This window comes from Nocardioides sp. P4_G4 (assembly GCF_056401085.1).
Genome location: NZ_JBFUKA010000015.1, coordinates 1 through 22,203, shown reverse-complemented (window position 1 = coordinate 22,203; position 22,203 = coordinate 1). Strand labels below are relative to the sequence as shown.

Annotated in this window: 20 protein-coding genes and 1 tRNA gene; 6 read left to right on the top strand and 15 right to left on the bottom strand. The window is 71.6% G+C overall.

What is annotated here, in order from left to right:
• Positions 1-30 precede the first annotated feature (30 nt).
• The 3 genes from AC1DQF_RS05345 to AC1DQF_RS05335 form a co-directional block, all read right to left on the bottom strand.
• Entirely contained in the window at positions 31-681 is a 651-nt protein-coding gene (locus AC1DQF_RS05345; RefSeq protein WP_477524169.1) for a GNAT family N-acetyltransferase, read from the bottom strand.
• 27 nt (positions 682-708) lie between these two features.
• Positions 709-1,128 (bottom strand): hypothetical protein, encoded by a 420-nt coding sequence (locus tag AC1DQF_RS05340; RefSeq protein ID WP_477524168.1) that lies wholly within the window; start codon positions 1,126-1,128, stop codon positions 709-711.
• A 178-nt stretch (positions 1,129-1,306) separates the two neighbouring features.
• Positions 1,307-2,740 carry a pyridoxal phosphate-dependent decarboxylase family protein gene (locus AC1DQF_RS05335; protein WP_477524167.1) on the bottom strand — a complete coding sequence of 478 codons (1,434 nt, stop codon included), beginning with the start codon at positions 2,738-2,740 and terminating at the stop codon, positions 1,307-1,309.
• A 130-nt stretch (positions 2,741-2,870) separates the two neighbouring features.
• Here AC1DQF_RS05335 and AC1DQF_RS05330 point away from each other — a divergent pair, with 130 nt between their 5' ends.
• Positions 2,871-3,125, top strand: a complete 255-nt coding sequence (locus AC1DQF_RS05330; protein WP_477524166.1) for a PspC domain-containing protein — start codon at positions 2,871-2,873, stop codon at positions 3,123-3,125.
• 302 nt (positions 3,126-3,427) lie between these two features.
• Here AC1DQF_RS05330 and AC1DQF_RS05325 read toward each other — a convergent pair.
• Positions 3,428-3,503 (bottom strand) — tRNA-Thr (locus AC1DQF_RS05325).
• On the bottom strand, positions 3,494-3,748 hold the full coding sequence (locus AC1DQF_RS05320) for a DUF6767 domain-containing protein (RefSeq protein ID WP_477524165.1): 255 nt from the start codon (positions 3,746-3,748) through the stop codon (positions 3,494-3,496). The genes AC1DQF_RS05325 and AC1DQF_RS05320 overlap by 10 nt, the downstream gene beginning before the upstream one ends.
• Positions 3,749-3,878: 130 nt before the next feature.
• Between AC1DQF_RS05320 and AC1DQF_RS05315 the strand changes: the two genes are divergently transcribed.
• Positions 3,879-4,835: an iron-containing redox enzyme family protein gene (locus AC1DQF_RS05315; RefSeq protein WP_477524164.1), complete on the top strand. Its 957-nt coding sequence runs from the start codon at positions 3,879-3,881 to the stop codon at positions 4,833-4,835.
• Entirely contained in the window at positions 4,832-5,044 is a 213-nt protein-coding gene (locus AC1DQF_RS05310) for a CDGSH iron-sulfur domain-containing protein (protein WP_477524163.1), read from the top strand. Before AC1DQF_RS05315 ends, AC1DQF_RS05310 begins: the two co-directional genes overlap by 4 nt.
• Before the next feature lie 24 nt (positions 5,045-5,068).
• Here AC1DQF_RS05310 and AC1DQF_RS05305 read toward each other — a convergent pair whose 3' ends face one another.
• Genes AC1DQF_RS05305 through tmk form a run of 4 tightly spaced genes read right to left on the bottom strand, consistent with a single transcriptional unit; the run spans position 5,069 to position 9,020 of the window.
• Positions 5,069-5,668: a methyltransferase gene (locus AC1DQF_RS05305; RefSeq protein WP_477524162.1), complete on the bottom strand. Its 600-nt coding sequence runs from the start codon at positions 5,666-5,668 to the stop codon at positions 5,069-5,071.
• A gap of 15 nt (positions 5,669-5,683) precedes the next feature.
• Positions 5,684-7,243, bottom strand: coding sequence for an alpha/beta hydrolase (locus tag AC1DQF_RS05300; protein ID WP_477524161.1), 1,560 nt, complete (start codon positions 7,241-7,243; stop codon positions 5,684-5,686).
• On the bottom strand, positions 7,240-8,391 hold the full coding sequence (locus AC1DQF_RS05295) for a DNA polymerase III subunit delta' (protein WP_477524160.1): 1,152 nt from the start codon (positions 8,389-8,391) through the stop codon (positions 7,240-7,242). Before AC1DQF_RS05295 ends, AC1DQF_RS05300 begins: the two co-directional genes overlap by 4 nt.
• Positions 8,388-9,020, bottom strand: coding sequence for a dTMP kinase (tmk, locus tag AC1DQF_RS05290; RefSeq protein ID WP_477524159.1), 633 nt, complete (start codon positions 9,018-9,020; stop codon positions 8,388-8,390). Before tmk ends, AC1DQF_RS05295 begins: the two co-directional genes overlap by 4 nt.
• A gap of 127 nt (positions 9,021-9,147) precedes the next feature.
• Here tmk and AC1DQF_RS05285 point away from each other — a divergent pair, with 127 nt between their 5' ends.
• A complete protein-coding gene (locus AC1DQF_RS05285; protein WP_477524158.1) occupies positions 9,148-9,876 on the top strand; it encodes a hypothetical protein in 729 nt (242 codons plus the stop codon).
• Between the two features lie 6 nt (positions 9,877-9,882).
• Here the strand turns inward: AC1DQF_RS05285 and topA are convergent, their stop codons facing one another.
• From topA to AC1DQF_RS05255, 6 genes are all read right to left on the bottom strand, one after another.
• Positions 9,883-12,612 carry a type I DNA topoisomerase gene (gene topA, locus AC1DQF_RS05280; RefSeq protein ID WP_477524157.1) on the bottom strand — a complete coding sequence of 910 codons (2,730 nt, stop codon included), beginning with the start codon at positions 12,610-12,612 and terminating at the stop codon, positions 9,883-9,885.
• A gap of 194 nt (positions 12,613-12,806) precedes the next feature.
• On the bottom strand, positions 12,807-13,829 hold the full coding sequence (locus AC1DQF_RS05275) for a sugar phosphate isomerase/epimerase family protein (RefSeq protein ID WP_477524156.1): 1,023 nt from the start codon (positions 13,827-13,829) through the stop codon (positions 12,807-12,809).
• Positions 13,830-14,035: 206 nt separating this feature from the next.
• The gene (locus tag AC1DQF_RS05270; RefSeq protein ID WP_477524155.1) at positions 14,036-15,484 is read right to left on the bottom strand and encodes a DUF7059 domain-containing protein; all 1,449 of its coding nucleotides are present in this window, start codon (positions 15,482-15,484) and stop codon (positions 14,036-14,038) included.
• Positions 15,481-16,278: a metallophosphoesterase family protein gene (locus AC1DQF_RS05265; RefSeq protein WP_477524154.1), complete on the bottom strand. Its 798-nt coding sequence runs from the start codon at positions 16,276-16,278 to the stop codon at positions 15,481-15,483. The genes AC1DQF_RS05270 and AC1DQF_RS05265 overlap by 4 nt, the downstream gene beginning before the upstream one ends.
• Before the next feature lie 120 nt (positions 16,279-16,398).
• The gene (locus AC1DQF_RS05260) at positions 16,399-18,717 is read right to left on the bottom strand and encodes a sodium-translocating pyrophosphatase (RefSeq protein ID WP_477524153.1); all 2,319 of its coding nucleotides are present in this window, start codon (positions 18,715-18,717) and stop codon (positions 16,399-16,401) included.
• A 149-nt stretch (positions 18,718-18,866) separates the two neighbouring features.
• A complete protein-coding gene (locus AC1DQF_RS05255) occupies positions 18,867-19,205 on the bottom strand; it encodes an STAS domain-containing protein (RefSeq protein ID WP_457207774.1) in 339 nt (112 codons plus the stop codon).
• 211 nt (positions 19,206-19,416) lie between these two features.
• Here AC1DQF_RS05255 and AC1DQF_RS05250 point away from each other — a divergent pair, with 211 nt between their 5' ends.
• The gene (locus AC1DQF_RS05250; RefSeq protein ID WP_477524152.1) at positions 19,417-21,750 is read left to right on the top strand and encodes a DEAD/DEAH box helicase; all 2,334 of its coding nucleotides are present in this window, start codon (positions 19,417-19,419) and stop codon (positions 21,748-21,750) included.
• A gap of 9 nt (positions 21,751-21,759) precedes the next feature.
• Entirely contained in the window at positions 21,760-22,062 is a 303-nt protein-coding gene (locus AC1DQF_RS05245) for a hypothetical protein (RefSeq protein ID WP_477524151.1), read from the top strand.
• Positions 22,063-22,203: the final 141 nt, after the last annotated feature.

Sequence of the window (22,203 nt, the reverse complement as noted above, 5' to 3'; positions counted from 1 at the left end):
GCGCTGTCGCTCCCTCAGACTCGTCGGGAGTCAGTTCTTGGTGTCCGCTGGGGCATCGCCGGCCGGAGACGAGCCGGGACCGCGGCGGTTGCGCCACTGACTGCGCCCGAGTCTGTACAGCCGGCTCTCCCCCTCGTACCAAGGGTCAGGACGCACCCCGATGAAAGGAAGCCCCAGCCGCTCCGCGACCTTGCGAGACGGCTCGTTGCCGACAAACATGCCGCACCAGACCTCGGGCAGACCACGATCGAACACGTGGTCCAACAGAGCCTGTGCGGCCTCTGTCGCGTAGCCCGCCCCGACCGAGTCGGGATGAAGGTGCCACCCGACCTCGTACTCGCCGAGGAAGTCACCGTTGCGCCGGCGGGCCCTCGCTACGGACACCGTCCCGGCCACGATGCCCGTGCTGCGGACCACGATCGCCCGAGTCATGTCCAGCGGGTCGTGTGTCTCACGCCGGCGTCTGGCGTCGATCCAGCGAAGCGCTTCCTCGAGCCCAGCCATCGGTACGTGCGGCGGGTTCCCCAGCCAGCGGATGATCTCGGGACGTCGCTGGATGTCGAGGACGCGAGTCGCGTCGCGCGGCTCATAGGCGCGCAGCGTGAGCCGCGCGGTCGTCATTGTGGACATGCGCGGGCGGTACGACTCTTCGCAGGACTCTCCGGCAGGGTCTTCGGTCATGGGGTGAGTGTCGACCGCGCGTGAGGATCAGCCGGCGAGGGCGCGCTCGATCTCGCCGACGGCGGTGGTCTCCTTCTGGGACGTGTCGTCGGCCGCCGCCGCGACGTCCTTCGCGGACTGGAGAACGACCTGTCTGTACTCCTCGACGAGCTGCGGGGCCTTCGCCGTCAGGATGCGGACGGCCTGCTTGATGAGCTCGAGGGTGCGTGCCTCGACCTCGTCCTTGCCGCCGGCGGGCATCTCCGGGAGGCCTCCGGCGACGAGCTTGCGCACCTCGGGTGAAGCGTTCTTGACTGCCTTGCTCGCGGCGAAGGACTCCTTGAACGTGTCGAGGAACCCGGGCTCGGCGTGGGCAACGAGAGCGCCGGCGCGCAGGGCGGCGGACCGGACGGTCTTCTGCTCGTCCTCGGTGAGGGCGGTGGTGGGCTGTTGCGGCGTCTCTGTCATGCGTTGCTCCCTCTGGCTGGTGGGCACCGGACCGGGCCCATCGCTCCTGTCTACCGCAGCGAGCCATGAAGCGACCACGGCCAGCACCAGGTCGAGCCGCTCCAGCACACCGTCGTGGTCGAGCCCGGCCGAGTGCTGGGACCGAAGCCTCGCGGGCGCCACGATCACCACTTGGAATCTAGCGATCAGGGCCGACAGGTCCATCGGGGTCCAGTCGACGTTGAGCCGCGGCGAGCACCTCCTCGACGACAGCGTCGACATCCGCGTCGGTGGTGCGGTGGTTGGTGATGCAGGCGCGCAGCACGAACTGCCCGTGCAGGGTGGCATTGGACAGGTACACCCGTCCCTGGCGGTTGACCCGGTCGAGGATGGCGGCGTTTGCCTCGTCGAGGGTGGACGGGTCCCCGCCGGTCCAGCGGAAGCACACCGCCGACAGCGGCACGTCAGCGAGGCGTTCCAGGGCGGGCGCGGCGTCGACCAGTGCGGCCAGCCGACGAGCTTGCGCGATGTTGCCCGCGATGGACGCCCGGAAGGCGTCCAGGCCGTGGTAGCGCATGGAGAGCCACAGCTTCAGGGCCCTCACCCGTCGAGAGAGCTCGACAGTCTCCTCGAAGAAGACCTGGCCCTCCACCGGGTCATCGGTCAGAGCAGCGGCGTAGTCGTCGGTGAGCGAGAACGTACGCCGTGCGGCTGCGGGGTCTCGGTAGAGCAGCACGCTGCAGTCCAGTGGCTGGTAGAGCCACTTGTGGGCGTCGAGGGACAACGAGTCCACGTCACCGAGGCCGTGGAACAGCTCCGGCTCGACCATGGCCGCGGGGGCGCCGTACGCGCCGTCGACGTGGACCCAGACGTCGTTGGCGTGGGCGATCTCGACGATCTCCGCGATCGGGTCGATCGATCCGGTGACGATGGTGCCGGCGCTGGCGACCACGGCCATCGGCACGCGACCGGCGGCGCGGTCCTCCGCGATGGCGTGACGCAGCGCCGTGAGGTCCAGGCGCAGGTCGGCGTCGCTGGGCAGCATGCGGAGGTTGTTGCGGCCTAGGCCGAGGAGCCCGACGGCCTTGCCGATGGACATGTGGACGTCGCGCGACGCGTAGACGACGCCGCCGGCAACCCCGCCCTCGTTGGCAGGCACCTTCGCCTCGCGAGCCATGGCCAGGCCCATCAGGTTGGCCAGCGATCCCCCGCTGGTCAGCGTGCCGGAGAAGCCGGGACAGCCGAGTGCGTCGGCCAGCCACCCGACCACCGTCCGCTCGATCACCGTGGTTGCCGGGCCGGAGCGCCACGCCGTCGCGTTCTGGTTGATGACGGAAGCGAAGAAGTCGCCCAGCGCGCCGACCGGTTCGCCGGAGCCCATCACGTAGCCGAAGAAGCGACCGTTGCCCGCRCGACTGTGGAGCGCCACCTCGGCCAGCGCGTCCAGCGCGGCCGGTCCCATGCCGCGCTCGGGAACGGGGCCGGCGAACAGGTCGAGGCTCTCGCGCCCCGAGATCGAGGGTCGTACCGCCGACGAGTCGAGCCGTCGCAGATGTGCCGCGGCCTCCTCGCTCACGCGGGTGGCGAGGGCCGCGAAGTCGTGGTGGGAGAGGTCCAACGGTGCCGGTGACATGCGCGCAGTCTGCCCGCGCCCCCGTCGACCCGCCAGGTGGAAGCCGGGGTTGGACCGGGGCTGATCCGGATGGCCGTCCGGAGCCACGCGGAGCAGGCTGGACCCACCAACCGACAACCGAAGGATCACCATGGACGACGTCCGCTCCGCCCTCGCCCACCAGGGCCTCATCCGCTCTCGGGACTCGCGCATCCTGGGCGGGGTCTGTTCCGGTGTCGGGCGCCGCTTCGGCCTGACCCCGTGGACCGCCCGACTGCTGTTCGTGCTGCTGCTGATGGTCGTCCCCGGCAGCCAGCTGCTCCTCTACCCGGTGCTCTGGGTCCTGATGCCGGTCGAGGACAGCACGACCTACCCGGTACCGGTCACGTCTCAGCCGTCCGTCTGACACCCGCGGTATGCAGTGCGCTGACGAACGTAGCCACTCAGCGCGGGCACTGGTCGGCAAGGTTCCGGCAACACCGTGGACCGGGAACACGCACCTTGCCTGGATCGGCACCATGACCCCACCTCTGGTCCGCGCAAAGGGCGAACGAGTCCGCTGACCAGTGACTCACGTGACCAGATCCCAGCCCGCTCGCACGCTCCGGGGTGCTCCAGCACGGCTCGATCATCCGTGTTGAGTCCGACCTCCGGCCGGAGCAGCACGAAGGCCCCCGACCCGCATCTCTGCAGGTCAGGGGCCCTCGGTGGAGCCGCCTGTCAGAATCGAACTGACGACCTAATCATTACGAGTGATTCGCTCTACCGACTGAGCTAAGGCGGCGCGCTGCCCGGCTGAGGTGAGACCGGCCGGGCAACTGGAGCAGGATACCGGTCGGTCCCGCGCCGGTCGAAATCAGGCCGCGGATTCCCGCGCCCCCGCCCGGAGCTCGGCCGGCCGCTCCCGGAGATCCGGTCGTCCATCACCATCGCGACCAGCGGGCGGTCCTGCGGGCAGGTGACGCCCGGGACGCACAGCGAGCAGGCGACGCCGGGGCGAACGGGGCACTGCGGGACGTTCCTCGTCATGCCGCCCTCGCTACGAGCGGCGACCGGTCGGGCGCAGGGTCCACGGTCCCGACGTCGACGTGTCCCGCGCCACGGCGACTCCCACCCCAGGGGGGTGCCGTCGTCCCCTGCCGTTGGGCAGTATCGATGCATGCACGTGCTYCCCACTCCCCGCGGACCCGTGAGCGAGGCGATCGTCGCCACCCTCGCCGGGCCGTTCGTCGAGCAGCTCCCCGACATCGACGCCCCGACCGGCGTGGACACCGCGGACGACACGCTCGCGCTGTGGACGCTGCACGAGCTCTCCTACCGTGGGTTCACCGCGGTCGACGAGCGCTGGGAGTGGCACCCCGTCCTCGCACCCGTGCGCTGGCGCCTCGAGGGCGACCTGGAGGCCCGGCTGCGCAAGCGGATGCCCGTCGTCGAGCGCACCGGCGACCTCGTCGCCGACCTCACCCGCCTCATCGCCGCCGACGACGGTCCGTCGCTGGCGCGGCACCTGCAGCGGCACGGCTCCCAGGAGCAAGCGCTCGACCTCCTGCGCCAGCGGTCGATCTACCACCTGAAGGAGGCCGATCCCACCAGCTGGGTGGTCCCGCGGCTGCCGGGCGGGCGCGCCAAGGCGGCGCTGGTGGAGATCCAGTACGACGAGTACGGCGCCGGCGACCCGCAGCGGCTGCACCACGAACTCTTCGCCCGTGGGCTGGAGGCGTGCGGTCTCGACAGCACGCCCAACGCCTACATCGACGACGCCATCACCGAGGTGCTCGAGCAGAACAACGTGACCTCGATGTTCGGCATGCACCGCCGGCTGCGCGGGGCGGCCCTGGGCCACTTCGCCGCCTTCGAGGCGACCAGCTCGCTGCCGTCGCGCCAGCTCGTGCAGGGCTTCGACCGCCTCGGCCTGCCGGCCGAGGTCCAGGCCTACTACGACGAGCACGTCGAGGCCGACGCGGTGCACGAGCAGGTCGCGCTGCGCGACATCTGCGGCGGCCTGGTCGAGCGTGAGCCGGACCTCGCTGAGGACGTGCTCCTCGGCGCCTGGACCTGCCTGGACCTCGAGGCCCGCACCGCCGGCGCGATGCTCACCCGGTGGGACGTCGCGTGAGCGCGCCGGAGCGGGAGACGCGCGCCGACATCGTGCTGTGCCCCGACGGCCCGATGCTGGTCCGCGGCGACGCCGTCATCGAGGACGCGGAGGGCAACCGACACGCCACCACACGGCCCATCAGCGCCGTGTGCCGGTGCGGCCGCACGTCGCGCGCGCCGTGGTGCGACGGCACCCACAAGCTGTTCACCGAGTCCCGCGACCGCTGACCCGGCCCGCTGACCGGCCGCCGTTCAGGTGCGGCGGTAGTGCACCACCAGCCCGCGCTCGCCGTGGCGTCGCGCCACCTCGGTGAAGCGGTCGTCGACGAGCGCCTCGGCCTGCGCGTCGGTGCCGAGCTGGAGCAGCAGCGACCCGCCGGCGTCCAGGGCCGCGGCGGCCGTGGCCAGGCAGGCACGCGCGACGTCGAGCCCGTCGTCGCCGCCGTCGATGGCCAGGACCGGGTCCTCCGGGAAGCGGCCGACGTCCGCGCGCGGCACCCACGGCGGGTCCGCGACGACCAGGACGAACCGCTCGCCTGCCCCCACCGCCTCCTCCAGGCGGCCCTGCCGCACCTCGACCCGGTCGCCCAGCCCGTTGGCGGCGGCGTTGTCCCGCGCCCAGCGGCAGGCGTCCGGGTTGGCGTCGATGGCCACCAGGCGCCGGTCGTTGCCCACCAATGACATCAGCCCGATGTGTCCGGAACCGGTGCACAGCTCCAGCACCGGGCCCGGCCCGGCGTCGGCGAGCAGCTCCTGCGCCCATTCCGACTGCAGCAGCACCCAGGGCCGCGGCTCCAGCACCCGGTCGTCGTACCCGATCGTCAGCGAGCCGAAGGTCATCGAGGAGGCCATGCGAGAAGTATCGGCTCAGCAGTCCGTCGGGTCCGCGGGCACCTCACCCTCGAGGAGGTAGGCCTCGATGGTGTCGTCAACGCACTCGTTGCCGGAGTTGTACGCCGTGTGGCCGTCGCCGTCCCGACGCAGCAGGACGCCGGAGTCGAGCTGGGCGGCGAGCGCCTCGGCCCACTTCAGCGGCGTCGCCGGGTCGCGCGTCGTACCGGTGACCAGGATCGGGGCGGCGCCCTCGCCGCGAATGTCGAGCGGCTTCTCGGTCGAGCGGAGCGGGAAGCCGCGGCACGTGGTGAGGGACCAGGCGAAGATCCGCCCGAAGGTGGGCGAGGCCTCCTCGTAGGCCGGGTAGGACGCGCGCACCGAGTCGAACGGCACCGAGGACGGGTCGTCGAGACAGTTGATCGTCACGTTGGCCTCGGTGCTGTTGTCGCTGTAGTCGTCCTCGCCGCGGGATGAGTAGAGGTCGGCCAGCTCCAGCAGCGCCTGGCCGTTGCCGTCGAGGGCGCTGCCCAGGGCCGCGCTCAGGATGAACCAGTAGTCGCGGTTGTAGAGCGGCGCCACGATCCCGTAGAACGCGTTGCCGATCGCCAGGTCGCGCTCGCTGCTGGTGGGCAGCGGCGACTCCTCGATGTCGGCCAGCAGCCCGTCGATCGTCGCCAGCCCCTCGTCCACGGTGTCGCCGAGGAAGCACGACTCGGTGGTGTCGATGCAGTTCTGCACGTAGGCCCGCAGCGCGGTCTCGAAGCCCGCGGCCTGCTCGAGCCCCAGCTGCCGGTTGTCGAGCGACACGTCGACCGCGCCGTCGAGCACGAACCGTCCGACCCGCTCGGCGAAGAGCTCGGCGTACGTGGCGCCCAGCTTGGTGCCGTAGGACGCCCCCAGGTAGGTGAGCGTGGACTCCCCCAGTGYGGCGCGCAGCACGTCCATGTCGCGGGCGGCCTCAATGGTCGACACGTGCTGTGCGACCTCGCCCGAGGCGGCGCAGCCGGCACCGAAGGCGCGGACGTCGGCGGCGTAGGTCTGCTCCTCGGCCGCGTCGTCCGGGTCCGGGTCGCCGGCGATGTAGGCGTCGAGCTCGTCGTCGCTCAGGCAGTCGACCGGGCTCGAGTCGCCGGTCCCCCGCGGGTCGAAGCCGACGATGTCGAAGGCCCGCAGCAGCGGCTCGCGCAGGACCTGGCCCGCGGCAGCGGCGTAGTCGGTGCCGGGAGCCCCCGGGCCGCCTGGGTTGACCACCAGCGAGCCCTGGGCCCGGTCGACCGCCGGCACCCGCAGCAGCGCGAGGTCGAGGGTGTCGCCCCCGGGCTCCCGGTAGTCGACGGGCACCTCGAGCGTGGCGCACTCGCGGTCGCCCTCGCACGAGGACCAGTCGATCTCCTGGTCGTAGTAGGTCTGCAGCGCGGCGGACGGTGCCTGGCGCGCGTCGGCGTCGTCGCGCACCGACGGCGCCCGCTGCGACGACCCATCCGGACCCGAGGAGCTCGAGTCCGCGAAGGAGCTCCAGATGACGACGACGCCCGTGCCGACGGCGAGGAGCACCAACGCCACGACCAGCACCACTGCCACGAACTTCTTCATCGGCCTGCCCCCGTCGGCAGCCTGAGCGCCACCATCATCGACTCGAGTGCCAGCTGCGGAGGCACGTTGAACTCCAGCATCTGCTCACGTGCGGTGAAGATCGCGTCGATCATCACCAGCAGCTGCTCGGGGGTCGCCACCCGCGCCAGCTGGGCGACGTCGGCCCGGATCTCCTCGTTGACCAGGTCGCCGGGAGCGCCGACCGACACCGCGATCGCGTCGCGGTAGACCGACACGAGGTCCATCAGCGCCCGGTCGACCACGTCCAGCACACGCCGCTTGGCCCGGGTCTTCTGGCCCTTCTCGAGGGCGTTGAGGGCGGGGGCGTACTCGCGCGGCCGGCGCCCGCGAGCCTCCACGCCGTACGCCGTGTCCAGGTCGGCCTTCTCACGCGCGTCCAGGTCGGTGGTCTGCACCTCGGCCTCGACCTTGCTGACCTCGTGGACGTTGGTGGCCGCCGTCATGCAGGCCCCCAGCGTGGTGAGGCGAGCCGGGAGCGAGACGACCTCGCGGCGGCGGCGGCGCGTCTCCTCGTCGCGGGCCAGGGCCCGGGCGCGACCGATGTGACCCTGGCTGGCCCGCGCGGCGTGGGCGGCGAGCTCCTCGCCCACCCCGACCGAGCGCACGAGGAAGGCGGCCACGTCGACGGCCGTCGGCGTCGTGAGCGTGACCAGCCGGCACCGGGACCGGATGGTCGGCAGGACGTCCTCGGTCGTCGGCGCACAGAGCAGCCACACGGTCCGCGCCGTCGGCTCCTCGATCGCCTTGAGCAGCGCGTTGCAGGCCTGGTCGGTCAACCGGTCGGAGTCCTCGACGATCATCACCTGCCAGCGGTCGCCGGCCGGGGCCAGCGCGCTGCTGCGCACCAGGTCCCGCACCTCGTCGACGCCGATCGACAGCTTCTCGGTGCGGACCACCTTGACGTCCGCGTGGCTGCCGGCGAGAACCGTGCGGCACGACTTGCAGGTGCCGCAGCCGGTGCCGGTCTCACACTGGAGCGCGGCCGCGAAGGCGACCGCGGCGTTGGAACGGCCCGACCCGGGCGGGCCGGTGAAGAGCCACGCGTGGGTCATGCCGTCGCCGCCGGCGGCCCGGCTCAGCGACTCGATGACCGGACGCTGGCCGACGAGGTCGTCCCACACGGTCACCGGAGCAGTTCCCCGACCCGGGCGCGGATGACGGCGGCGATCTCCTCGATCGGGGCGCGGGCGTCCAGCACGACGTAGTGGTCGGGATCGGCGGCCGCGAGGTCGAGAAATCCCTGCCGCACGCGCTGGTGGAACTCCACCGACTCGCCCTCGATGCGGTCCCGCTCGGTGAAGCGACCCAGGCCCGCCTCCGGCGCCAGGTCGAGCACGACGGTCAGGTGCGGTCGCAGGTCGCCCGTGGCCCAGCGGTTGACCCGCTCCACGTCGGCGACCAGGAGGTCGCGGCCGGCACCCTGGTAGGCGAGCGAGGAGTCGACGTACCGGTCGGTGATGACCACCTCGCCGCGAGCGAGGGCCGGGAGCACGACGGTGTCGACGTGCTCGGCCTTGTCCGCGGCATAGAGCAACGCCTCGGTGCGGTGCGAGAGCTCACCCGTCTCGGGGCTGAGGACGATCCGGCGCAGCGCCTGGCCGACCTCGGTGTCGCCGGGCTCGAAGGTGAGCAGCACCGTGTGGCCGCGCTCCTCGAGCCAGGTGCTCAGCAGTCGCGACTGGGTCGACTTGCCCGCACCCTCGCCGCCCTCGAAGCACACGAAGACGCCCCTGTCGGCATAGACGCGTCTGCTCACGCGCACACCCTACGGGCGGGCACCGACTGCGGTGGCCTCGTCGTGCTGCGCCGACTGCTGCGCGACCCGCTGCGCCGGGGCGCCGCCTGCCCTAGGCTTCGACTCCGGGTGAGCACGAGGGGAACCCATGTCGATCGACACGACCGCACCGACATCCGCGTCCGAGCGTCCCGCGCCGACGTACGACGGGTGGCTGCGGCGCGACCGGGTGGCCGCCTGGGTCCTGCTGGTGGCCTGGGTCGCCCTGCTGGTCTCCGCGGTCGTCCTGGGCGAGCGCGGCTCCAGCCTCGGACACCTCGAGGGTCAGGTGGCCTCGGGCGACGTCCGCGACGTGGAGGTCGTCGGCGAGCAGCTGACGTCGGGCTTCATCGGCTACTCCGGCGTGCAGGTGCGGTGGCGCGAGGGAGGGATCCTCCACACCGCGTYGCTGACTCAGGCCAGCAACGAGGGCCAGGCGGCCAAGGCCCGCCGGGCCAACGGAGCACCGGTCATCATCGGCAGCGTCGAGGACCACCTGCGCCGCCTCGACCCCGACGTCTCGGTCACCTCCGGCGAGTACCGCTCGTCGTCGTTCCACCTCGGGGGCCTCTCGGCACCCGGCTGGGTCGGACTCGGCTACCTCGCGGTGCTCCTCGGCACACTCGCGCTCACCACCGGACCGCGCCCGTGGCGGGCCACCCGCTGGGCGTGGGCCTGGCTGGTGCTGCTCGTGCCGCCGTACGGCGTCGCCGCCTACCTGCTGCTCGGCGGCCCCACCGGGCTGCTGCCACCTCGCGATCGGCGGCGGGTGTGGCTCACCGGGGGCTGGGCGTTCCTCCTCGCCCTGCTCCTCGGCGGGGGCTCCGCCGCGTCCTGAGACGCCTCAGGACTTCTCGGCCGCGGCCTTCGTCGTCTTCTTGACCGTCGCCTTCTTCGCGGTCGCCTTCTTCGCGGTCGTCTTCTTGGCGGTGGTCTTCTTGGCCGTGGTCTTCTTCGCGGTGGCCTTCTTCGCCCCCGTCTTCTTGGCCGGACCCTTGTCGCGCCGCTCCTGGAGCAGCTCGGCGGCCCGCTCGAGGGTCAGCGACTCGACGGTGTCGTCCTTGCGCAGGGTGGCGTTGTACTCCCCGTCGGTGACGTACTCACCGAAGCGACCCGCCTTGACGACCACCGGCTGCCCGGAGACCGGGTCGTTGCCGAGCTCCTTGAGCGGCGCGGTCGCCGCGCCCCGGCCGCGCTGCTTGGGTTGTGCGTAGATCGCCAGCGCCTGGTCCAGCGTGATGTCGAAGATCTGGTCCTCGCTGGTCAGTGACCGCGAGTCGGTGCCGCGCTTGAGGTAGGGGCCGTAGCGGCCGTTCTGTGCGGTGATCTCCTCGCCGTCCTCGCCGGCACCGACGACGCGCGGCAGGGCGAGGAGCTTGACGGCCTCCTCCAGCGACACGGTGTCCAGGGTCATCGACTTGAAGAGCGAGCCGGTGCGCGGCTTGGCCGACTTCGGCGCGTCCTCGGGCAGCTGCTCGGTGACGTAGGGGCCGAAGCGGCCGTTCTTGGCGACGACGACCAGGCCGGTCTCGGGGTGGTCGCCGAGCACCTGCTCCTCGCCGGCCGGGTTGGCCAGCAGCTCCTTGGCCTTGGCGACCGTGAGCTCGTCGGGCGGCAGGTCGTCGGGCACGTTGGCCCGCACCGTGGCGCCGTCCCCCTCCTCCTCCGGTCCGGGGGCCTCGACGTACGGGCCGTAGCGGCCGACCCGCAGCACGATGCCCGAGTCCTCGCCGATCGGGAACGTCGCGAGCTCCTTGGCGTCGATGTCGCCGAGCTCGTTGACCAGCGTCTTGAGGCCCTCGACGTCGCCGGAGCCGTAGTAGAACTCGCCCAGCTCGGTCTTGCGGTCGCGGCGTCCGCCGGCGATGTCGTCGAGCACGTCCTCCATGAGCGCGGTGAACTCGTAGGAGATCTGCCGCGGGAAGTGCTCCTCCAGGAGTCGCACCACCGAGAACGCGAGCCAGGCCGGCACCAGTGCCGAGCCCTTCTTGTAGACGTAGCCGCGGTTGACGATGGTGCCCATGATCGAGGCGTACGTCGACGGGCGCCCGATCTCGCGCTCCTCGAGCTCCTTGATCAAGGTGGGCTCGGTGTAGCGCGCCGGGGGCTTGGTCTCGTGGCCGGCCGCGGACACCGAGGCCGCCGAGATGGCCTCACCCTGCTCCAGGTTGGGCAGGCGGGTCTCCTGGTCGTCGCGCGCCGACGCGGCGTCATCGGTGCCCTCGACGTACGCCTTGAGGAAGCCGTGGAAGGTGATGACACGACCGCTGGCGCCGAAGACGACGTCCTCGCCGGTCGCCGCGGCGCCGCCGATGCGGATCGAGACGGTGTGGCCGGTGGCGTCCTTCATCTGGGAGGCGACGGTGCGCATCCAGATGAGCTCGTAGAGCCGGAACTGGTCACCGGTGAGGCCGGTCTGCGCCGGCGTGCGGAACGAGTCGCCGGCGGGCCGGATCGCCTCGTGCGCCTCCTGCGCGTTCTTGACCTTGGAGGCGTAGGTCCGGGGGGCGTCGGGGACGTACTCGGCGCCGTACAGCTCGCGGACCTGGTCGCGTGCGGCACCGACCGCGGCGCTGGACAGCGTCGTGGAGTCGGTACGCATGTAGGTGATGTAGCCGCCCTCGTAGAGCCGCTGCGCGACCGACATGGTCACGCTCGAGCTCATCCCGAGCTTGCGGCCGGCCTCCTGCTGGAGGGTGGTGGTGCGGAACGGGGCGTACGGCGAGCGCCGGTAGGGCTTCGACTCGACCGAGCGGACCTCGTACGTCGTGTCCTCCAGCGCCGCTGCCAGCGCCTCGGCGCGGGTGCGGTCGAGGTGCACGATGTCGGACTTCTTCAGCTGGCCGTCGGGACCGAAGTCGGAGCCGCGGGCCACGCGGGCGCCGTCGACCGAGTGCAGCTTGGCCGGGAACATCCGCTGCTCGTGCGAGCTGCCGGCGTCGAAGGTGCCTTCGAGGTCCCAGTAGGACGCGACCTTGAAGCGCATCCGCTCCCGCTCGCGGTCGACCACCAGGCGTGTCGCCACCGACTGGACGCGACCGGCGGAGAGGCCGGACATGACCTTCTTCCACAGCACCGGGCTGACCTCGTAGCCGTAGAGGCGGTCGAGGATGCGGCGCGTCTCCTGCGCCTCGACGAGGTGCATGTCGAGCTCGCGCGGGCTCTCGGCGGCGGCCAGGATCGCCGGCTTGGTGATCTCGTGGAAGACCATCCGCTTGACCGGGATGCCCTTCGGGTCGAGCTCGTCGAGCAGGTGCCACGCGATGGCCTCGCCCTCGCGGTCCTCATCGGTGGCGAGGAAGAGCTCGTCGGCGTCCTTGAGGAGCTTCTTGAGCTTGGAGATGTGGCTCTTCTTGTCGCGCGGCACGACGTAGTAGGGCTCGAAGTCGTGGTCGACGTCCACGGCGAGACGACCCCACGGCTTGTCCTTGATCTTGGCCGGGGTGTCCGCCGCGTTGTTCGGCAGGTCCCGGATGTGACCGATGGACGACTCGACGACATACCCGCTGCCGAGGTAGCCGCCGATCATCTGCGCCTTCTTGGGCGACTCGACGATGACGAGCTTGTGTGCCACGTGATTCCTGCTTCCTGATTCGGTGATGCGCCGCAACCGTAGCGCTCCGGAGTGACAACACCAGTCGGCGCGACCACCGGTGGGCCGCTGGCGGGCCGACGGAAGGCCACCGGGGGGTCCCCGGAAAGGCCCCCGGAGCAAGGCACGGGCCCCACGCCGACAGACGTGGGGCCCGCTCCAGGGGGGTGGGTCGGTCAGAAGTCGAGACCCTGCAGGTAGCGGAAGCCGGCCGAGGCCGTCGCCACCGGAGCGAAGTCCGGGGTGTCGTTCTCGACGATGTACTCCTCGACCTGGTGCTTCTTGAAGATGGCCGAGAAGTCGATGACCCCCAGGCCCAGGTCGGCCATGTCGCCGGGCTGCTGGTTGTAGAGCGCGGTGGCGTCCGACCCGTGCCGGTCCTTCACGTGGTACTGCCGCACGTGGAGCGGCGCGGTGCGGACGACCTCGTTGGCGAAGGCCAGCGGGTCGGTCTCGCCCCGGTTGACCCCGGCCGTGTAGGCCCAGTAGAGGTCGACCTCGAGGTGCACGAGCGTGGGATCGAGCTCGGACATGAGCACCTCCCACGGCGTCAGGCCGCCGCCGAGGTCGATCGTGAACTCGTGCGCGTGGTTGTGGTAGCCGTAGCGCAGGCCACGACGCCTCGCCGCCACCGCCTCGGTGTTCATCTGCTCCGCCCAGAGCTGCCAGTCGGCCTTGCTGGTCGAGTTGAGGTAGGGCACGTTGACGTACTTCTGCCCGAAGGTGTTGGCGTCGTCGAGCTTCTTGTTGAGTGCTGCGGCGTCGGGGGCGATGCCGTCGTGACTGGAGCTCGCCCAGATGCCACGCTCGTCGAGCAGCGCCTTGAGCTGTGCGGCGCTGTAGGAGTAGAGCCCCGCCCGCTCGACACGCTCGTAGCCGAACGCGGCCAGCTGGTCGAGGACCAGCTTGATCTGGGTGTCCTCAGTCAGCGCGGCCCGCAGCGTGTAGAGCTGGATGCTGATGCGGTCCGTGGGGACCTCGCGCTTGCGGCCGTGACCGTGGCCCTTGTCGTCGTGGCCCTTGTCGTCGTGGCGCTTGCCCGACGCTGTCGCCGGGGCCGCGCCGCCCGGGCCGACGCCCAGGGCGGCGGCGCCGGCCGCACCCGCGATGGCGCCGCGGATCACGGTGCGCCTGCTGGCGCCCTTCTTCTCCATCGACTCGCGCAGGGCGCGGTCTCCGTCATGTCCGAAACACATCATTGCCTCTCTCCGAGCGTCCGAGGACGCCACGTCTCCGTGGTGGGGGCGGACGGTCGTGGTGTCGCGCGCACTCGACTCCCTGACGATCCGGCGTTCGTCGAGGTGGCCTCCCCGTCCCGGGCAATCAGCGTCCGGACTCGAAACTAGGAGAGCGGTCGCCATCACGTCAACGATCAGGCAACTTCTGCATGAAATTCGTCAAAAGGTCAGCGATCCCGCGACAGGAAGCCCTCCGCGACCAGCTCGTCGGCCGCGGTGAGCACCTCGCGGCGTACGTCGTCCACGTCGCGCCCGAGGATCTGCGCGAGGGCTCCCACGATCTGGCCGACCGAGAGGTCGCCGTCGCAGGCGCCCACGAAGGCCGCCTCGAGGGTGTCGACCCGACGGGCGCGACGCAGCCCCCGCTGCTGGCGCAGCACGATGGTGGAGGGGTCCTCGGCGCCGGGACTCCCCTGGGTCTCCTGCAGCAGGTCGGCCCGGGCGACGAGGTAGTCGTCGTCGGCGACCGTCGCACCCACCGCGGCACCCCAGGCGGCGATGGCGGGGCCGACGGGCTGCTCGACCTCGTAGGGCCAGTCGAGGAGTTCGTGCCGTCCGGCGCCGGTGCGCCGCAGGTTGAGCCAGCCGAAGCCGACCCCCTCGATGCCCTGCTCGTCGAACCACGACAGCCACGTGTCGTAGCGGCGGACGTAGTCGTCGCTTCCGTGCAGTCCGGCGTCCTTGAGCCACAGCTCGACGTACTCGCTTGGGTCGACGACCTCCCGCTGCACGACCAGGGCGTCGCAGTCGTCGTCCAGCCACGTGGCCAGCCGCTCGTCCCACGCGCGGCCGCGCTCGATGACCCAGTTGCCCAGGACCTGGCACCAGCCGCCCTCGGCGAGCAGCTGGGGGGCCTGGCGCACGATGTCCTCGACCACCCGGTCGCCCGGGAGGCCGGAGTCGCGGTAGACGAGCCGCTCCCCCGTGGCCGGGGAGATCACGAACGGCGGGTTGGTCGCGATCAGGTCGAAGCGCTCACCGCGGACCGGCTCGAAGAACGACCCCTCGCGCACGTCGACGTCGACCTCGTTGAGCGCCGCGTTGACCCGGGTCATCCACAGCGCCCGGGCGTTGACGTCGGTCGCGACCACCTGGCCGGCGTGGGCCGCGAGGTGCAGCGCCTGGACCCCGCAGCCGGTGCCGAGGTCGAGGGCCCGGCCGACGGGCTCGCGGACGGTCAGCTGGGCCAGGCTCGTCGAGGCGCTGGAGATGCCGAGCACGTGGTCGCTGCCGACCCGGTTGGGTGCGCCGTCGAGGCCAGGCGTGAGGTCGGAGACGATCCAGAGGTCCTCCTCGTCGGTGCGGTAGGGCCGGCAGTCGAGGCGGGCGGCCACCTCCCCCACGCTCTGCTCGAGCAGACCGGCGTTGCAGAGCTGGTCCACCAGGCCGGGCAGGGCGGCCTCGGCCGCCTCGTGCGACACCGGCGACTGCAGGAGGAACAGGCGCGTGAGGGTGGCCAGCGGGCCGCCGCCGGTCGTGTGCCGCATGCCCGGTGTCGTCTCGTTGCGGCTCAACGCCCGGTGGGCGGACTCGCCCACGAGGTCGGCGACGCCGTCGTAGGTGAAGTCCGCGGCGACGAGGGCGTCGCGCAGGGGGCGGGTGAATTCGAGGCTCATGCGCTCGCACCCCTCTCGTGGTAGCCGGTCGTGGGTTCGCCCGAGCGCCACTCGTCGAGGGCGCCCCGGTAGATGCCGTGGCGCAGCTCGAGCTCGTACCCGTCGTACTGGGGCACACCCATGTCGCGGGCCACGGCCAGCTCGGCCTCGACGTCGTACGGGACACGGGCGAAGGACACCGACCACGGGGCCGGCTCCTGGCTGTCGAGCTCGCCCTCGAGGATGCAGTACATCGGCGTCGGGTCGCCCATGCAGTTGCCGACGCTCCCGGTGTTGAAGCTGGTGCGTCCCTCGAGCTGGCACTCGTAGAGCGGGTCGTGCGTGTCGGCGTACCCCACCAGGTCGGGCAGCGGTCCGTCGCCGGTGGCCGCGGTGTTGTCGAAGAGACCCTCGAACTCCGCTTGCGTGCGGACGTAGCGCACCCGGCGGTGCACGGTCTCCTCGCTCGCGTGGAAGAGCCRCACCCGCCGACCGCTCAGCCAGAAGTCGTGGTTGAACGGCAGGCTGCGCAACCACTCCCCCTGACCCGGACCGAGCTGCGCGAGCCAGAAGCGGAGCGCGTCGTTGTCGACCTCGCGATCCGGGTCGGGCAGGAAGTCGTCCCAGTTGCCGAGCAGGTTGACCTCGCAGCGCTCGCGGCACAGGTCGACCACCTCGCGGCCCCGGGGGCCCTTGCCGACGTAGTCACCGAGGTTGAAGATCCGCGAGATCCCGCGGCGGTCGATGTCCGCGAGCACGGCCTCGAGAGCGGTGAGGTTGCCGTGGACGTCCGAGACGAGGGCGATGCGCTCCATGGCCGCCATCCTTCCAGCCGCGGTCGTGCCGGCCGCACGTCGCCGCCGACTGGGCGGACGGGCCGGGCATGCCGCTGGCCCGCCGCGGTGCGCGACGGGCCAGCGGCAGGGGTGCTGCGATCAGGTGGTGGCGTGCGGCGTGATCGACGTGCTGCCGGTGTTGTCGCCGTCGTCGCTGATGGCGACGCCGCGCCGCTTGGACACGTAGACCGAGCCGGCGATGATCGCCACCGCCGCGAGGGCGATGAGGATCCGGAGCACGTCGTTCTGGTCCTTGCCGACGCTCAGGGAGACGACCGCGCTCGCGATGAGCAGCGAGACCAGGTTCATCACCTTGATGAGCGGGTTGATGGCCGGACCCGCGGTGTCCTTGAACGGGTCGCCGACGGTGTCGCCGATGATCGTCGCCTCGTGGGCGGACGAGCCCTTCCCGCCGTGGTGGCCGTCCTCGACCAGCTTCTTGGCGTTGTCCCAGGCGCCACCCGCGTTGGCGAGGAAGACCGCCATCAGGGTGCCGGTGCCGATCGCGCCGGCCAGGAATCCCGCCAGCGCGGTCACGCCGAGGCCGAAGCCGACGGCGATGGGGGCCAGCACGGCCAGGATGCCGGGCGTCACCAGCTCGCGCAGCGAGTCCTTGGTGACGATGTCGACGACCTTGCCGTACTCCGGGCGACCGGTGCCCTCCATGATCCCGGGGATCTCGCGGAACTGGCGACGCACCTCGAAGACCACGGCGCCCGCGGCCCGGGCGACGGCGTTGATGGCCAGGCCCGAGAAGAGGAAGACGACGGAGCCGCCGAGGAGGATGCCGACCAGGACGGCGGGGTTGAAGACGTCGAACTGGAGGAACTCGTCCTGCGCCGGCTGGGCGTCGACCAGCGACTCGAACACCGAGGTGGCGTAGGAGCCGAAGAGCGCGGTCGCGGCGAGCACCGCGGTCGCGATCGCGATGCCCTTGGTGATCGCCTTGGTGGTGTTGCCGACGGCGTCGAGCTCGGTGAGGATCTGGGCCCCCTCCTCGCTCACGTCCCCGGACATCTCGGCGATGCCCTGGGCGTTGTCGGAGACCGGGCCGAAGGTGTCCATGGCGACGATGACGCCGACGGTCGTCAGCAGGCCACAGCCGGCCAGGGCCACCGCGAACAGCGAGACCGTGAGGGCCGCGCCGCCGAGGAGGTACGCCGAGAACACCGCCGCGCCGATGACGAGCGTGGTGTAGACCGCCGACTCGAAGCCGACCGAGAGACCGGACAGGATGACGGTCGCCGCACCCGTGAGGGAGGTCTTGCCGACGTCCTTGACCGGGCGGTACTCGGTGCCCGTGTAGTAGCCGGTGAGCGCCAGGATGCCCGCGGACATGACGATGCCGATCACCACGGCGGCCGACGCGATGAATCGGGGGTCGCCCTCGGCCGCGACCAGGTTGTCGGCGATGTTGGTGAACTCCGAGAAGCTGCTCGGCAGGTAGACGTAGGACAGCACCACGCTGGCCACCGCGGCGATGCCCGAGGAGATGTAGAACGAGCGGTTGATCGTCGTGAGGCCGTTCTCGCTCGCCTTGGGCCGGGTGAGGTAGACCCCCGCGACCGCGGTGAGGGCACCGATGGCCGGGATGAGCAGCGGGAAGACCAGTCCCTTGTCGCCGAAGGCCTGCGACCCGAGGATCAGCGCGGCGACGAGCGTCACGGCGTACGACTCGAAGAGGTCGGCGGCCATGCCGGCGCAGTCGCCCACGTTGTCGCCCACGTTGTCGGCGATGGTGGCGGCGTTGCGCGGGTCGTCCTCGGGGATGTTCTGCTCGACCTTGCCCACCAGGTCGGCACCGACGTCGGCGGCCTTGGTGAAGATGCCGCCGCCCACCCGCATGAACATGGCGAGGAGGGCCGCACCGAAGCCGAATCCCTCGAGCACGTCAGGGGCCGAGTCCTGGAAGAAGAGCACGACCAGGCTGGCGCCGAGGAGGCCGAGGCCGACGGTGAGCATCCCGACCATGGCGCCGGTCCGCAGGCCGATGGTCATGGCGGGCTCGCGCCCGGTGGTCTCGGCCGCGGCGGCGACGCGGAGGTTGGCGCGCACGGCGAGGTTCATGCCGAGGTAGCCCACCGACGCGGAGAAGCCGGCGCCGATGAGGAAGAACACGGAGCGGAAGATCCGCACCGTCGTGTCGTCGGCCGGGAGCACGAGGAGCGCGAAGAACGCGATCGCCGCGAAGATGGCCAGTGTGCGGAACTGCCGGGCGAGGTAGGCGTTGGCGCCTTCCTGCACGGCCGTGGCGATGGTCTTCATGTTGTCGGTGCCTTCACCGGCGGCCAACACCTGCTGGCGGAACATCGCAGCCATCGCGAGCGCGGCGAGCGCGATCACGGCGACGACGACGACCAGCACGAGATTGCCGCCAGTGAGCTCCGGCGTCACGACGACTGGGTGGATCCCCGTCATGTGCGTCCTCCTGGCAGTGGTCCAAGTGTGTGAACGCGCGGGAGTCTACGCAGATGTGTCCCAGATCACGCGCGACACGTGACGCGCAACACACACCGACACACGCGCGCCCCGCGGCGGGGGTGGCAGGAGCAGCGGTCGGGCTCGGGTCAGCTGGTGGCGACGGAGGGGTCGGCGGAGTCGTGGATCACGAACACCTTCGCCAGACCGGTGATGCGGAAGATCTTGAGCAGCCGCTCCTGGCTGCAGATGAGCTCGAGCGACCCGTCGTGGGCGCGGACCTTCTTGAGGCCGCCGACGAGCACCCCGAGACCCGTGGAGTCCAGGAACTCGACGGCCTCGAGGTCGATGACGATGTTGTACGAGCCGGCGCCGACGAGCTCGGTGATCTGGTCGCGCAGCTTGGGCGCTGTGTAGACGTCGATCTCGCCGCCCACCGCGACGACGGCACGGCCGTCCACCTCGCGGGTCGCAAGGGTGAGGTCCACGACTGCTCCAGGTCCCAGAGATGTAGTCACTCGGCGCCAGTCGCCCCGAATGCTGTCGGCAGTATCAAACCACGTGAATGCCAAGTGCGCAGGCGTACCCGGTAGCAGGTATCGCCATGCACGTCCCCGGCGCGATCCCGAGGGCCCGTGCCACCCTGCGCCCGCGAGGTCGTGGGTGCCGGTGTCGGTGGGGTTTGCGAGACTCGGACACGTGGCCCTCGCGACTCCTGCACACCGCTCGGTCGCCGCCCTCGTCGACCGGCTCACCGGCGTGCCGGGGCGGGAGGACCGGCTGCGCCACCTCGAGGTGATGCCCGCCCGCGCGGCGCGGACGGCCGACTGGCCCGACTGGGTCCCCACGGACGTGCGGGACGCCTTCGTGGCCGGCGGGATCGTGAAGCCGTGGCAGCACCAGGCCGCGGCGGCCGATGCCGCCCACGCCGGTCGTCACGTCGTGCTCGCCACCGGCACGGCGTCGGGCAAGTCGCTGGCCTACCAGCTGCCGGCGCTCGCCGCGATCAGGGCCGCGCGCGGCGCCCGGGGAGAGCGCGGCGCCGGGGTGCTCTACCTCGCCCCCACCAAGGCGCTGGCCCACGACCAGCTGTCCACGATCGCCGGGCTGGGGCTCGACGTGCGCGCCGCGACCCACGACGGCGACAGCCCCCGCGAGCAGCGGGAGTGGACGCGCGACTTCGGGGAGTACGTGCTCACCAACCCCGACATGCTCCACCGCTCGCTCCTGCCCGGGCACGCCCGGTGGGCGTCGTTCTTCGCCTCCCTGCAGTACGTCGTGGTCGACGAGTGCCACCACTACCGCGGCGTCTTCGGCGCGCACGTCTCGCACGTGCTGCGGCGGCTCCGCCGGGTCTGCGCGATGTACGGCGCGTCGCCGACCTTCGTCCTGGCCTCCGCCACCGTCTCCGACCCGGAGGTCGCGGCCGGGCGGCTGACCGGACTGCCGGTCGAGGCGGTGACGACCGACCACTCCCCCCGCGGTCAGGTCTCGCTGCTCCTGTGGGAGCCGCCGTTCGTCAGCCACGCCGGCGAGCACGGCGCCCCGGTCCGTCGCGCCGCGTCGTCGGAGGTGGCCGACCTGCTGGCCGACCTCGTCGCCGAGGACGTGCGGACCCTCGCCTTCGTCCGCTCGCGACGCGGGGCCGAGCAGGTGGCGCTCACCGCGGCCGAGCTGCTGGCGGAGGTCGACCCGTCGCTGCCCTCCCGGGTGGCGGCCTACCGCGGCGGCTACCTCCCGGAGGAGCGCCGTGCGCTCGAGTCGGCGCTGAGACGGGGCGAGCTGACCGGTCTCGCCGCCACCAACGCCCTCGAGCTCGGCATCGACATCAGCGGCCTCGACGCCGTCCTGATCGCGGGGTTCCCGGGCACCCGGGCCGCCCTGTGGCAGCAGGTCGGCCGGGCCGGGCGGGGCGCCCAGGACGCGCTCGGGATCCTCGTGGCCCGCGACGACCCGTTGGACACCTACCTCGTGAGCCACCCCGAGGCCCTCATCGGCCGGCCGGTCGAGGCGACGGTCTTCGACCCCACCAACCCCTACGTCCTGGGACCGCACCTCTGTGCGGCCGCCCAGGAGGCGCCGCTGACCGAGGAGGACCTGCCGCTCTTCGGGCCGACGGCTCGCGACGTGGTCGAGCGGCTGGCCGAGAGCGGCCTGCTCCGACGACGGGCCCGGGGATGGTTCTGGACCGACCGCCGTCGGGCGAGCGACCTCGCCGACATCCGCTCGACCGGTGGCAGCCAGGTGCAGCTGATCGAGTCGTCGACCGGCCGGGTCATCGGCACCGTCGACGGCGCCGGCGCCCACGGCACCGCCCACCCCGGTGCGGTCTACGTGCACCGGGGCGAGACCTGGCTGGTCGAGTCGCTCGACCTCGACGAGCACGTCGCGGTGATGCATCCCGCCGAGCCCGACTACTCCACCACCGCCCGGGAGGTCACCGACATCAGCGTGCTCGCCGAACGGGAGCACCGGGACTGGGGCGCCTGCCGGCTCTCGCTGGGTGAGGTCGACGTCTCGCACCAGGTCGTGTCGTTCCTCAAGCGGCGCCAGCCGGGCGGCGAGGTCCTCGGCGAGGAGCCGCTCGACCTGCCGGAGAGGTCCCTGCGCACCACGGCGGTGTGGTGGACCGTCCCGGCCGACCTGCTGGCCGGGTCCGGCCTCGCCGCGGCCGATCTTCCGGGGGCTGCGCATGCGGCCGAGCACTGCTCGATCGGGCTGCTGCCGCTCTTCGCGACGTGCGACCGCTGGGACATCGGCGGGGTGTCGACCGCGCTGCACGCCGACACCGGACGGCTCACGGTCTTCGTCCATGACGGGCACCCGGGCGGCGCGGGGTTCGCGGAGCGTGGTTTCGGCGCGGCCCGCGAGTGGCTCACCGCGACGCGGGAGGCGATCGCCGGCTGCGAGTGCGAGGCGGGGTGTCCCTCCTGCATCCAGTCGCCCAAGTGCGGCAACCAGAACAACCCGCTGGACAAGCCCGGGGCGGTCGCGCTGCTGGACCTGCTGCTGACCCACGCCACGGATGGGTAACCTTCCCCCATGGTGATTCTCGGACTGCTGCTGATCATCCTCGGCGCGATCGCGATCCTGTCGGCGATCTTCGTGAGCGAGGGCAGCGGCGTGCTCCTGGGGATCGACATGAGCACCCTGTCGGTCTTCCTCGTCGGGGTGGCCGCGGGTGCGGCCATCCTGTGGGGCTACTCGATCCTCAAGTGGGGCACCCGGCGCGGCCTGGCGCACCGTCGCGAGCGCAAGGAGCTCACCCGGCTCAACGAGAAGCTCGACCGGGTGGAGTCCGATCGCCGTGAGGACCACCCCACGACGCCCGACGAGCGCATCTGACGCTGCTCCCTCCGCGAACGCCCCACCGGGGCCCGCGCGGGCCTCGGCGAGGATCTCGATCGCCCGACCGGCGAGCCGTGGGCCGCGCACGCGCACCGCGACACGCACGTCGCCGCCGGTGTCCGCGCAGCTGACCAGCGT